At 56.5% G+C, this 12,625-nt stretch carries 14 protein-coding genes and 1 tRNA gene; 5 read left to right on the top strand and 10 right to left on the bottom strand.

Annotated features, from left to right (window positions below; genetic code table 11):
• Positions 1-84 precede the first annotated feature (84 nt).
• Positions 85-837: a hypothetical protein gene (locus tag J4P41_RS07885; protein ID WP_426066690.1), complete on the top strand. Its 753-nt coding sequence runs from the start codon at positions 85-87 to the stop codon at positions 835-837.
• Positions 834-1,445, top strand: a complete 612-nt coding sequence (locus tag J4P41_RS07890) for a hypothetical protein (RefSeq protein ID WP_426066691.1) — start codon at positions 834-836, stop codon at positions 1,443-1,445. The genes J4P41_RS07885 and J4P41_RS07890 overlap by 4 nt, the downstream gene beginning before the upstream one ends.
• 99 nt (positions 1,446-1,544) lie before the next feature.
• On the opposite strand, the gene J4P41_RS07895 is transcribed toward J4P41_RS07890, so the two are convergent.
• The 7 genes from J4P41_RS07895 to metK form a co-directional block, all read right to left on the bottom strand.
• Positions 1,545-1,621 (bottom strand) — tRNA-Pro (locus tag J4P41_RS07895).
• Between the two features lie 60 nt (positions 1,622-1,681).
• On the bottom strand, positions 1,682-2,383 hold the full coding sequence (gene lepB, locus J4P41_RS07900) for a signal peptidase I (protein WP_426066692.1): 702 nt from the start codon (positions 2,381-2,383) through the stop codon (positions 1,682-1,684).
• Between the two features lie 118 nt (positions 2,384-2,501).
• Positions 2,502-3,407 carry an electron transfer flavoprotein subunit alpha/FixB family protein gene (locus J4P41_RS07905; RefSeq protein WP_426066693.1) on the bottom strand — a complete coding sequence of 302 codons (906 nt, stop codon included), beginning with the start codon at positions 3,405-3,407 and terminating at the stop codon, positions 2,502-2,504.
• On the bottom strand, positions 3,407-4,156 hold the full coding sequence (locus J4P41_RS07910) for an electron transfer flavoprotein subunit beta/FixA family protein (RefSeq protein ID WP_023944109.1): 750 nt from the start codon (positions 4,154-4,156) through the stop codon (positions 3,407-3,409). Before J4P41_RS07910 ends, J4P41_RS07905 begins: the two co-directional genes overlap by 1 nt.
• A 106-nt stretch (positions 4,157-4,262) precedes the next feature.
• Positions 4,263-5,903 carry an electron transfer flavoprotein-ubiquinone oxidoreductase gene (locus J4P41_RS07915; RefSeq protein ID WP_426066694.1) on the bottom strand — a complete coding sequence of 547 codons (1,641 nt, stop codon included), beginning with the start codon at positions 5,901-5,903 and terminating at the stop codon, positions 4,263-4,265.
• A gap of 41 nt (positions 5,904-5,944) precedes the next feature.
• Positions 5,945-6,640 (bottom strand): tRNA (guanine(46)-N(7))-methyltransferase TrmB, encoded by a 696-nt coding sequence (trmB, locus tag J4P41_RS07920; protein WP_282858595.1) that lies wholly within the window; start codon positions 6,638-6,640, stop codon positions 5,945-5,947.
• A gap of 4 nt (positions 6,641-6,644) precedes the next feature.
• On the bottom strand, positions 6,645-7,829 hold the full coding sequence (metK, locus tag J4P41_RS07925) for a methionine adenosyltransferase (RefSeq protein WP_426066695.1): 1,185 nt from the start codon (positions 7,827-7,829) through the stop codon (positions 6,645-6,647).
• 287 nt (positions 7,830-8,116) lie between these two features.
• On the opposite strand from metK, the gene J4P41_RS07930 reads away from it, so the two are divergent.
• Positions 8,117-8,914 (top strand): SDR family NAD(P)-dependent oxidoreductase, encoded by a 798-nt coding sequence (locus tag J4P41_RS07930; RefSeq protein ID WP_426066696.1) that lies wholly within the window; start codon positions 8,117-8,119, stop codon positions 8,912-8,914.
• A gap of 23 nt (positions 8,915-8,937) precedes the next feature.
• On the opposite strand, the gene dapB is transcribed toward J4P41_RS07930, so the two are convergent.
• Complete coding sequence (gene dapB / locus J4P41_RS07935) at positions 8,938-9,684, bottom strand: 4-hydroxy-tetrahydrodipicolinate reductase (RefSeq protein WP_426066697.1); 747 nt, start codon at positions 9,682-9,684, stop codon at positions 8,938-8,940.
• Positions 9,685-9,729: 45 nt separating this feature from the next.
• The gene (locus J4P41_RS07940; RefSeq protein WP_023944099.1) at positions 9,730-10,110 is read right to left on the bottom strand and encodes a winged helix-turn-helix transcriptional regulator; all 381 of its coding nucleotides are present in this window, start codon (positions 10,108-10,110) and stop codon (positions 9,730-9,732) included.
• Between the two features lie 92 nt (positions 10,111-10,202).
• On the opposite strand from J4P41_RS07940, the gene J4P41_RS07945 reads away from it, so the two are divergent.
• Entirely contained in the window at positions 10,203-10,808 is a 606-nt protein-coding gene (locus J4P41_RS07945; protein WP_426066698.1) for an FMN-dependent NADH-azoreductase, read from the top strand.
• Between the two features lie 3 nt (positions 10,809-10,811).
• Here the strand turns inward: J4P41_RS07945 and J4P41_RS07950 are convergent, their stop codons facing one another.
• Positions 10,812-11,987, bottom strand: a complete 1,176-nt coding sequence (locus J4P41_RS07950) for a globin domain-containing protein (RefSeq protein WP_426066699.1) — start codon at positions 11,985-11,987, stop codon at positions 10,812-10,814.
• Between the two features lie 79 nt (positions 11,988-12,066).
• On the opposite strand from J4P41_RS07950, the gene J4P41_RS07955 reads away from it, so the two are divergent.
• A complete protein-coding gene (locus J4P41_RS07955) occupies positions 12,067-12,537 on the top strand; it encodes an Rrf2 family transcriptional regulator (protein ID WP_211568037.1) in 471 nt (156 codons plus the stop codon).
• Positions 12,538-12,625 lie beyond the last annotated feature (88 nt).

The following is a 12,625-nucleotide window of genomic DNA, read 5'->3' on the forward strand; positions in this document are numbered from 1 at the left end:
TTCTGCCTGAAAATCGGGATTGAGACATTGTGAAAGCCATCCCCTGCATGGGGGTGGCTTTTCATTTTTCTGGAGCGTTGATTGATGATGGAACGCAGGCTCGGAAAGCTGCCACCCCGTTATGATGCGCGGACCTATCGGTTTTCGCCTGTTCTGGCGGCGCGTGTTCCAGAGGTTCCGGAAAGTCAGGACTGGTCTGAAGGGGTACCGTATCAGATGTGGGGCAATGACCGGTTTGGTTGTTGCGCGTTTGCTGCGCATGCAGCTCTCACGGCCACCTGGACCAAGGCGGCTCAGGGGCTGGTTCTTCTGTCCAGTGAGCAGGTCCTGCAAAATTATGGAGCAGTTACGGGATTTGATCCGGTAACCGGTCAGAACGATAATGGCACTATTCTTCTTGAACAGTTGGGATACTGGAAAACAGACGGCTTTGTTCGGCCTGGTCAGACCAAGGATTATCTGACGGCCTACGGGGTTATTGATGCCCATTCCGTCAATGGGATCAAGCGGGGCATTTCTTATCTTGGGGGCGTTCTGGCGGGGGTGCAGGTGCCTCGTGGGTTTCTGGATCTTCCATTGGGTGCGAGCTGGGATTGGGACGCCATTCAGGATCATGCCTTTGTTGGGGGGCATGCGATTGCGCTAACGGGTTACACGGGTCAGGGCGTATTTTTCAATACATGGGGCAATCGGACATTTATGCCCTGGGATACATTGCTGCGGATCTGCGATGAGGCTTACGGGCTCGTCAGTCGGCAGAATTGGCTGACAGTGTGTGGTATTTCCCCCAAAGCAGAAGATATTCAGGCTCTTGTTGCGGAAATGAGTGCTGCATGAGGCTGATCTATGTCTTGCCTGTATGGCTGTTGCTCTCAGGATGTTCCTTTACCAATAGTGCGCAGACTTCAATCAGTGCGGTACTGGCTGGTGTTCAGGAGGATCTGACGAAAGCGGGTGTTGTCAGTGCTTCGGATGTGCAGGGATGGTCTGAAGAGCAGGCGGCCCGTTTTGATGCCAATGTTCATGTATTACAATGCGCGCAGCGAAACGTGGACCCTGTTGTTGCGCTTGTTTCCGGACCTGTAGCCATGCAGTTGAATGGCAGTCTGACCCAGTCTGGTTCTTTTTCTGTTTCGGCCCTGACGAGTGTTCCTGTTCTGGGCATTACGGCAGAGGCCAGCCGTTCAAAAACACAGCAATTAAGTTTGCCTGTGCAGTTTGTGCCTCTCTCTGCGTTGCCGGATGCAGAAATGCAGCGTGAGGTTGAATATGCAGGGGCTTTGATGAGCCAGTCCGACGCTATTCGTCAAAGGGAAGGGGAGAAAATTCTGCTATCTCGGCAGACCTTGGCGGCGCATATTCTGGAGCTTCAAAAGCTGGATGTTTTGAAACTATGCAAAGCTGATCAGCCTGTCCGTCCATTCGTAGGACTACATGAGCACTGAGAAGCAGAGAGCGTAAGGTCAAAGTTGTATATGGAATGCGTACGGAAGAGCATTGTTTTCTTTGCTCTCATCAGATTTTCTGATTTCCGTTAAATCGGCTGGTCGGAGTGAGAGGATTCGAACCTCCGGCCCCTGCGTCCCGAACACAGTGCTCTACCAGGCTGAGCTACACTCCGTGCCGATGGCGCTTCTCCTAACGAGGATTTACAGAATGCGCAAGAGGGCGCGCCTGAAAATCAGACGGGGAGCAGCAATCTTTTGAGGTGTCGCCATGAAAATAGCACCGTGGTTACTTCTCCTTGAAGGTTCCAGACTGGTAAAAGACCGACGCCGCCGTCTTCGACGAGCACTCGTGAGTCTGCAGAGTCATCACGGTTATCGCCCATCACGAAGAGCTTGCCTGCTGGAACCGTAAACATAGGAACGGTGTCGAGTGTTCCTATGGTTGTTAATTTGAGAATGTCGTGGTGAGACCCGTCGGGGAATGTTTCCTCATATCGTCTTGCAGGGGTAGATATTCCCGGGTGGAGTTCTGCTTGGTCTTGTCCTTTGTCGTGCCAGGGAAGGGTTTTGCCATTTAGAACGACATGACCGTTGGATAGGGCAATCGTGTCTCCCGGCAGGCCAATGACACGTTTGACCCAGGTTTCATTCAGGTTGGCAGGGGCTCGGAAAACGACCACATCTCCGCGATGCGGCAAGCGGGTAAAAAGACGGAAATGCGGAAGAACCGAAAGTCGCGCTGCGAAAGGAAGATTGGCTGTTCCCCATCCATAAGATGGTACGACAGCGACGATTTCGTCTCCGATTTCGAGTGTTGGCTCCATTGAGGCCGAAGGCACGACATAACCAGCGCCGAATGCGCTGTGAATAAAAAATGCGCCGAGCAGCGGTGGAAGCGCGGGAAGAATTTTTTGGAATGTATGTCGCAGGGTCATTAGGTGTCTCCGTCGTGCAATAGGATGTCACGCGGAGGAGCAGCTGCAACTTAAGTTCTGGACACGTTGTGTCAGTCAAAAAGCAGGCGATCCGTCATGGATCGCCTGCTGAGAATGCTCAGAGAGCCTTTTCAAGTGCGGGAAGGACCTCGAACAGGTCACCCACGATACCGTAATCGGCGACACGGAAGATGGGGGCTTCCGGGTCCGTGTTGATGGCAACAATGACGCGGCTGTCCTTCATGCCGGCCAGATGCTGGATTGCGCCAGACAGGCCAACAGCAATGTAGAGTTCCGGAGCCACGATCTTGCCGGTCTGGCCGACCTGCATTTCGTTCGGGGCAAAGCCGGAGTCCACAGCGGAACGGGATGCACCAATGGCCGCGTTCAGTTTATCGGCAATGGGTTCGAGCAGCTTGAAGTTTGCTGCGTCTTTCATTCCCTTGCCGCCCGAGATGACCACGCGGGCTGCCTCAAGTTCCGGGCGATCGGAGGCAGAAAGTTCCACCTTCACGAAAGCGGACTTTTCGCTGGCTGGTGCGTCCAGTGTCTCGACCGGAGCGGAGCCGCCGTCTTTCGTAGCGGGATCAAAGCTGGAACCCCGGACCGTCAGAATCTTGATGGCATCTGAAGACCGGACGGTTGCCAGTGCATTGCCTGCGTAGATCGGACGAACAAACGTTTCGGCATCCTTGATTTCGACCACATCCGGGATGGGTTGAACGTCAAGTAGGCCTGCCAGACGCGGCAGAATGTTCTTTCCGCTAGCGGAGGCAGAGGCCACAATGTGGCTGTAGTCCTTTGCGATGGATGCCAGTAGATCGGCGGCAGGTTCGGCCAGATCCGTGGCCAGACCGGGCACGGACAGAACCCGCTTGACGCCCGGAAGGGCCGCAGCGGCGCTGGCGCCTTCACCAAAGACGATGGCGTCTACATCGCCAAGACGTGCGGCGGCTGTCAGGGCTGAACGTGATGCCTGACGAACTTCACCATTCTCGACTTCGAGCAGAACAAGAGCGGTCATCAGATCACCTTCGCTTCTGTCTTGAGCTTTTCGACCAGTTCGGCCGCACTGCCCAGCTTGATACCTTCCTTGCGTTCTGCCGGCTCTGCGACAGAAACGACAGTCAGGCGGGAGGCAAGATCAACGCCGAGATCGGCAGCTTCAAGCGTTTCAAGCGGCTTCTTACGAGCCTTCATGATGTTTGGGAGGGACGCATAGCGCGGTTCGTTCAGGCGCAGATCGGCCGTCACCACGGCTGGAAGAGCCAGGGAGACCACCTCCGTGCCGCCGTCGATTTCACGAGAGACTTCAATGCGACCGTCCGCGACAGTGACAGCACTAGCGAACGTGCCCTGTGGCCAGCCAAGCTTGGCTGCTAGGATCTGGCCGGTTGCGTTCATGTCATCATCGATGGCCTGCTTGCCCATGCAGACAAGACCCGGCTGCTCACGTTCCACAATGGCTTTCAGCGCATTGGCGACGGCGCGCGGCTCAAGCGTATCGTCTGTTTTGACCAGAATGGCCCGGTCTGCGCCCATGGCCATCGAGGTGCGCAGGATATCCTGCGCGGCCTGAACACCAATGGTCACGACGACCACTTCAGTTGCCACGCCTTTTTCGCGCAGGCGGATGGCTTCTTCCACCGCAATTTCATCGAACGGATTCAGGGACATTTTCAGGCCCTGCGTTTCGACACCACTACCATCGGCCGCTACACGCACCTTGACGTTGTAATCGACCACCCTTTTGACTGGGACCAGAATTTTCATCGTGATCTTTCGCTGCTGACGCCGCTGGAAAAACGGGCGACATCGTAGCGGAAATGGATCAGAAAGTCACATTCCGGTCAGAAAGCCGCCTGTTTGCTTGGAAGAATTACATCCCGACAGGGTAGTTCGGGCCGCCACTGCCTTCTGGCGTGCACCATTCGATATTCTGCGTCGGGTCCTTAATATCGCATGTTTTGCAATGGACGCAGTTCTGCGCATTGATGCGCAGAGACCACTCATTTTCCGCGCTTTTTTCCTGCTCGTAGACGCCTGCCGGGCAGTAGCGGCTTTCCGGCGAATCAAAGACGTCATGATTGACGGTGCGCCAGATGGCCTTATTCCGTAGCTTCAGATGGGCAGGCTGGTTTTCTTCGTGGTTGGTGGCGCTGAGGAAAACCGAGCTGACGCGATCGAAGGTTAGGACATTGTCTGGTTTCGGATAGCCGATCTGTTCGCACATCGCGGCTGGCCGTAATGTCTCATTGTCGGCATGCGGGTGATGGAGCGTCCAAGGGGCGCGGCCACGCAGGATCATGCTGTCGATGCCAGCGTAAAGTGCGCCAGCCTTCATGCCCCATTTGGCGAAAGCGGGACGGATATTGCGGACATCACGCAATTCGGACCAGAGCCATGAATTGCGGACGCGTTCTGTCAGGCTTGATGCTTCGGCCCGTTCGGTCTGGAGCGCTTCGGCCACAGCTTCGGCGGCCAACATGCCGGATTTCATGGCGGTATGTGTTCCCTTGATCTTGGGAACGTTCAGGAAGCCTGCTGAGTCACCCGCCAGAACGCCGCCGGGGAATGTCAGGCGAGGAATGGACTGAAGGCCGCCTTCAGAGAGCGCGCGGGCGCCGTAGATCAGGCGTTTGCCACCCTCGAAGTGTTCCCGGAAAGCAGGGTGCAGCTTCGTGCGCTGCATTTCCTCGAAGGGCGAAAGGTAGGTGTTGCTGTAGTCTAGGCCGGTTACGAAGCCATAGCTGACCAGATTGTCCCCGAAATGGTAGAGCCATGCGCCACCATAGGTGTGGTCATCCAGCGGCCAGCCAAAGCTGTGCTGGACGAGGCCGGGGCGATGCTTTTCCTTCGGGACCTCCCAGACTTCCTTGATGCCAAGGCCGTAAGTCTGGGTATCGACACCCTTGCGTAGGCCAAAACGCTTCATGGCGTGGGCGCTCAGGGAGCCGCGTGCGCCTTCGGTCAGGATTGTCTGTTTGGCACGGAGGATCATGCCGGGTGTGAAGTTGGGGCCATGCGTGCCGTCACGCTCGATGCCCATGTCGCCCGTAATGACGCCAGCAACACGATTGTTTTCAATGAACAGTTCAGCGCCTGCAAAGCCGGGATAGATCTCAACACCGAGGGCTTCGGCCTGTTCACCCAGCCAGCGACAGACTTCCCCGAGGGACACCACATAATTGCCGTGGTTCGCCATATGGGGCATGACGCGGTCCAGATACGGAATCTGAATGGCGCGCTTTTCCGTCAGGAACAGCATACGTTCTTCCGTGACTTCCGTGTTCAGCGGCGCTCCAAGAGAGCGCCAGTCTGGCAGGAGTTCCTCAAGCGAACGCGGCTCGATAACGGCACCAGAGACGATGTGTGCACCGATCTCGCTCCCTTTTTCGATCAGGCAGACCGACGCGTCCGGCGCAATCTGTCGGAGGCGGATCGCCGCGGACAGACCGGCGGGGCCACCACCGACCACCACGACATCGAATTCCATTTCTTCGCGTTCGATCTGGGTCATGATGTCAGGAACTCACTGTAGTCAGATAAAGGGACGGCGCCTCAAGGGCGCCGGGTAAAGGTCCAGTAGAAGGGCTGTCTGCCTTCCCGGAAGGCTTTTGCCTCATATCGGGTTGGGGACCATCCTTCGGGACGTTCCGTCTCCGGAGGGGGAGCATCAAACAGATCCTGCTTGCCCATCACTTCGATCACCCAGTCCTGATAGACAGGGTGATCGCTTGCCACGCGCCAGATGGCACCTGGCTTGAGAACGCGATGAAGCTCCCGAAGGTTTTCCGGATGCACAAAGCGACGCTTTGCATGGCGTGACTTGGGCCATGGGTCCGGAAACATCAGATAGGCGCGGTCCAGGCAGCCATCAGGCATATCCTTGAGCAGAAGACGTGCGTCTTCTGGCCAGATCCGGAAATGCTCGGGTGGTGCTGCTGTATCTTCCTCACCGTCTGGCACGAGACGCGACATCAGGGAGCACAGGCCGTTCTCGAAAACCTCTGAGGCAATGTACCCGACATCCGGGTTCATTTCAGACTGGGCAGCAGCGTGTTCGCCACCGCCAAATCCGATTTCAAGAAAGACGCGCGAGACCGGCGAGGAAAACCCGACGGTCGGGTTTCCTGCGGACGCAAAAGTGAAGCGCGGCAGTGTCTTTTCAAGAAGATGCTGCTGCCTTGCCCGGAGCGGATGGCCGCGCTGGCGGCCATAAAGCCGCTCCGGCTGGGGTTTGAGAGACTGTGTCAGGGTCTTACCTGTTCAGTGCGTTACGGAGGGTATCAACAAGATCCGTCTGTTCCCAGGTGAAGTTGTCCAGAGCGGCGTTCGGCACGCGACCGAAGTGACCGTAAGCGGACGTCGGAACATAGATCGGGCGGTTCAGGCGCAGATGCTTGCGGATGCCGCGCGGGGACAGATCCACAACGTCGTTGAGGAGCAGGCCGAGGCGTGCTTCGTCGATGTCCTTGCCCGTGCCGTCGAGATCAACATAGACTGACAGCGGCTTGGAGACGCCGATGGCATAGCTGAGCTGGATCGTGCAGCGATCTGCGAGACCAGCGGCAACGACGTTCTTGGCAAGATAACGCGCAGCATAAGCAGCCGAACGGTCAACTTTCGTGGGGTCCTTGCCGGAGAATGCGCCACCACCATGAGGAGCTGCACCGCCGTATGTGTCCACGATGATCTTGCGACCTGTCAGACCAGCGTCACCATCCGGGCCACCAATGACGAAGTTGCCGGTCGGGTTCACATAGAACTCGTCTTCCGGGCAGCTCCAGCCATTTGGCAGAACGTCATTGACGACGCCGCGAAGCGTTTCGCGGATCGTGTTCTGGCTCATGCCTTCAGCGTGCTGCGTGGAAATCACTACAGACGTCACGCCAACCGGCTTACCATCGACATAACGCAGCGTGACCTGGCTCTTCGCGTCCGGAAGAAGGCCGGCGCCGCGGGCGTCACCGTTCTTGCGGTAGTCACGGATACGCTCAAGGATTGTCTGGGCGTAGAACAGCGGAGCCGGCATCAGGTTTTCGGTTTCGCGCGTGGCAAAGCCGAACATGATGCCCTGATCGCCAGCGCCTTCGTCCTTGTTAGCGCCGCTGTCCACGCCCTGGGCGATGTCAGCGGACTGTGCGTGCAGGTAGGACGTGATGTCTGCCGTCTTCCAGGAGAAACCTTCCTGGTCGTAGCCAATGTCCTTGATGGCCTCGCGTGCGCGGTCGATCAGCGTGTCTTCGACAGCCTTCGGGCCACGGACTTCACCGGCCAGGATGACACGGTTCGTCGTGACCAGCGTTTCACAGGCAACGCGGGCTTCCGGATCGGCTTCAAGATAAGCGTCCAGGACGGTGTCGGAGATACGGTCTGCCACCTTGTCGGGATGGCCCTCGGAAACGGATTCAGAGGTGAACAGGAAATCGCCGTGATTGCGCACTCAGGGACCTCGCAGGGAATGAGTGGTGAAAAGGGCCGCAGACGCCATGACGGACGGACTGCAGCATTCAGGAAGGCACGGCTTGGCGGAATTGCACGCAGGGGTCAAGTGCCTTGGGGAAGGTGAAGGGAATTTTCTCTCAACGTCTTGTGTAAGGTATTGTAGAACAAGGAAGAATATAGATCGTTATCTACGATCCTGCATGGTGAAGAAACAGGGGCAGACGAATACTTCGTCTCAAGATATGTATAGCCGGGTCAAAAACGCCGTATCTCAACGAGGGACACATGGCATACGTTGTAAGTTTCTTTAGCGGTAAATCATGTCTGGTGACAGGAGCCGGAGGTAATATCGGTCTTGCAACCGCTTTGCGTCTTGCAGAGATGGGAACGGATATTGCCCTGCTTGACATGAATGCGGATGCTCTTGCGAAAGCGGAAGCCGCGGTTCGCGAAAAGGGTGTGAACGTACAGTCTTATGTCTGCGACGTGACGTCTGAGTCTTCCGTCAATGACGTGGTCAGCCGTGTGATCTCCGATTTCGGGAAAATCGACTTTCTGTTTAACAATGCGGGATATCAGGGGGCTTTTGCTCCGGTTCAGGACTATCCGGCTGAAGATTTTCCGAAGGTTCTGAACATCAACGTCACGGGCGCTTTCCATGTTCTGAAAGCGGTCTCGCGGCACATGATCGAGAATGGCTACGGACGCATTGTGAACACGGCCAGCATGGCGGGCGTCAAGGGACCGCCGAACATGGCAGCTTATGGTGCTTCCAAGGGGGCGATTATTGCCCTGACCGAAACCGCTGCTTATGACCTCGCACCATACAATATCCGGGTGAATGCAATCAGCCCGGGATACATGGGGCCGGGCTTTATGTGGGACCGACAGGTTGAATTGCAGGCGAAGGCCAACACGCAGTATTTCTCAACCAATCCCGAGGAAGTCGCCAAGCAGATGATCGGGAGCGTTCCGATGCGTCGGTATGGCGATATCAATGAAATCCCCGGCGTGGTCGCGTTCCTTCTCGGAGACGATTCCAGTTTTATGACGGGTGTGAATCTGGAAATTTCCGGAGGCTGACAGCGCTGCTTTTCGCCGGGCGGTTAAACTGCCCGACGAAGCACGTCCGCCATGCCGTAAAGGCCCGGTGGCTGCTGTGCGAGCCATCGGGCTGCCATGATGGCTCCGCGGGCAAAGACCCTGCGATCGAGGGCGCGGTGAGACAGTGTGATCTGTTCGTCTGCCGCCATGAACATCAGGTCGTGTTCCCCCACGATCTGGCCCCCGCGCAGGGATGCAAAACCGATGGCTCCGTCTGGGCGGGCGCCATTCTGATCGAGACGTATGACGTCCTCAAGGGCCACGTTTCGCCCTTCCGCAACGGCTCGTCCAATCGCAAGGGCTGTGCCAGACGGAGCATCTACCTTCTGGCGATGATGAACTTCCACAATTTCTGCATCGTATCCCGGCAAACCGGCGCCAAGTTGTTTGGCAAGCTCCAGAAAAAGGGTCAGTGCGGGGGAGAAATTGGCGGCCTGAAGGACCGGAATAAGCTTTGCAGCCTTGTCGACCGCAGTTTGATCATCAGCACCAAGGCCTGTCGTACCCAGAACCCACGGGCATTTCGCCTCTGCAAAGGCTGTAGCGTGAGTCTGGACGGTAGAAGCATGACTGACATCGATCACAACATCACAGTTTTTCGCAAAAGCGGTAGGGTCAGACGTGATGTTGCGGCTCGCATCGGCATGTCGGGACAAACCTCCAGCGAGTGACGTTCCGGCCTCCTCCGCACAGAGCGAACCTAGCCGGCCTGTAATGCCAGCAATACCGATGCGGGGAGAAATCGTCATAATCCGTGCCTGACCGTCAGAAACTGTTGGCTGCAACCTAGGGGATTATTGGCGCGCGTCAAAACGTTGACGGGCATTCTCGATTTCATCCCGATGAGTCACGGCCCATCGGCCAAAGGCTTCTGTAATACTCTGGAGGGAGCGGCCCAGATCCGTCAGGGCGTAGTCGACGCGGGGCGGGGTTGTTGGTGTCACTGTGCGTTTGACCAGCCCGTCCCGTTCCAGATTTCGCAGCGTCAGGGTCAACATACGCTGTGAAATTCCCTCTATGGAGCGGCGAAGTTCACTAAAACGCATGGAGCCGTCTCCCAGAATCCGAACGATCAGGATGCTCCACTTGTCTCCAACGCGAGCCAGAATGGCGCGGACAACGGCGCATGTGTCGCTCTCATGCGTTATGGGAGGAGGAAGGGTACTAACATCCATGTGCCTATGATCCCTGAATGTGCCGTCTTGCGAAGGCGTGAGAAAGGTTTCTTATCTTGTGCTGGTTACGATCAGGAACCGGAAGAGAAAAGATGAAACTCCTTCACATCGACTCCAGCATTCTCGGCGGTTTTTCCGCCACCCGTCAGCTTAGCGTTGCCATTGTTGAGCGTTATCGCCAGAAACATCCGGATCTGGAGGTCACATCCCTTGATCTGGTCGCAGAACCGCTGCCGCACCTGGATGGCGAATCACTGTCATTTCTGGGGAAAGAGCTGACAGCCGATGCCGCGTCCAACCCTGTGCTCGTGGCGGGTGCAAAGGCTCTGGCCGATTTCAAAGCAGCCGACATTCTCGTGCTTGGTGTACCAATGTACAACTTCGGGATTCCGAGCCAACTGAAGTCCTGGATCGATCGCATTGCAATCGCCGGTCAGACGTTCCGCTATGGGGAAAATGGCGTCGAAGGCCTTGCCGGTGGCAAGACGGTCGTGATCGCTGGTGCCCGTGGCGGCATCTACTCGGAAGGAACGCCACAGGCTATTTTTGAGCATCAGGTGACTTACATCAAGGCCGTTCTTGGTTTCCTTGGTGTTACGGATATTAAAGTCATCGAGGCCGAAGGTCTGGCTGTAAATGGCGGCAACGATCGCCCTCGCATCCTTGCGGAAGCAGAGAGCGCCATCGCGGCTCTTTGAGGTTTAATCCGTAACGCCGGTATCCGGTCCGAACGTCTCGTAACGCAGACGTTCGACTGGAATGCCGGCTTTCGGGAGAAACTGCACCATCTCACGCATGAAGCCGGTTGGACCACACAGGTAGCAGGCTGCGTTTTCTGGAAGATGTGACGCAATCCAGTCCGCATCTGGCCGACCGTCTATAGACGTCAGACGAGTATAAAGGCTGATGTTTCCTGAGGCGTCTGCAAGCTCGCGCAGTTTACTGGAAAAAGGAGCGGCTTCCGCAGAATGTGCGATCTGAATAACGCTGACCGGAACGGCGTCTGATTTTTCTGCCAAAGATTCGATCATGCCGATCATGGGCGTGATCCCGATTCCAGCGCAGATGAATGCAACGGGCGTTTCAATCTTCTCCGGGAGAACGAACTCGCCCGCCGGTGGTGACAGGCGAACCTCATGCCCCACACTGTCTGCGCTGTTGAGCCATGTTGAGACGATACCGTTTGGCACATGCCGGACACTGATGGTGTATCCATCGTGACCTGGCTTTGACGTGATGCTGTAATTGCGACGTGTCTGACCATGGCTTGGAATATTCAGATCCACGCCAAGATACTGGCCAGGAACAGCCTGAATGACGCTCTTGCCATCCACTGGCTTGAGTTCGAGCGTTGTCACGTTCTCACATTCCCTATGGGCCTGAGCGATCGTGAAAGAACGCCAGCCTGTCCAACCCCCTTCAGCTTGAGCGCTTGTATCGTAAAGCTGGTGTTCGCGACCGATCAAAATATCGGCCAGAGCCCAGTATGCCCGACCCCAGGCATCCAGGATTGCTGGTGTCGCGGCCTCACCCAGAACATGCTGGATCGCTCCAAGAAGCGCCGTTGCGACATGCGGATAATGTTCGGGCAGGATTTCCAGACTGACATGCTTCTGAGCAATGCGTTCTACCGCGCCACCCAGAACGCCAAGATTATCGATGTTCTTCGCATACGCCAGAACAGCCATGGCCAGAGCGCGAGGCTGCGTTCCCTTGGACTGATGGGTCGGGTCAAACATTTCAGCAATGGCAGGGTCGGCCAGCAGACGACGATACATCTCGGTTGTGATGTCGAGGCCGTGCGCTTCCAGCGCAGGAATGGTCGCCTTGATGACGGCGATAACGTCTGGAGTAAGGCTGCGGTCTGAAGAGGACATGATAGGTCTTCTTAAAGGTGTATAAAAAATACATCTTTAGGCGCGTGACTTCGCCTCGTCAATCTGCCAGAGGAGTCGTATGCGCCTCACCCTTCACACTGACTATGCTCTGCGGACCCTGCTTTATCTGGGTGGACGACCTTCCGTGCGTGTCTCCATCCGTGACATTGCTGAGGCTTACGGAATTTCAGAGAATCATCTCGTGAAGGTCGTGCATCGTCTGGGGCAGGGGCAGTTCATCACAACAACAAGAGGGCGAGGCGGCGGTCTGACACTGGGGCGTCCGGCGCAGGAAATCGGAATCGGAGAGGTTGTTCGCTTCACGGAAGACGACATGATGCTGGTGGATTGCGAGGGGCGTGCTGCGGGAAACCGGGCCTGCATCCTGTCTCCGTCTTGTCATTTGCGCGGCGTACTGGGTGAGGCGCTCGGTGCATTCCTGGCAGTTCTGGACCGTTATACGCTCGCAGATCTCTTGCGACCGGCTGATCTGGCGCGGTTGTTTCCAGAACTGACGCAGCCTTTGTCGGGTAATTCTGAAAAAGACTGACTTCACTTTTCGTGCATCTGAATGGGCGCATGGCGTACTCCTAATCCGTGCAATGTGATTGGAAGAGTTCGACATCCCGGGCGAAAGT

This window comes from Gluconobacter sp. NFX36, assembly GCF_049887835.1.
GTDB lineage: Bacteria > Pseudomonadota > Alphaproteobacteria > Acetobacterales > Acetobacteraceae > Gluconobacter > Gluconobacter japonicus_A.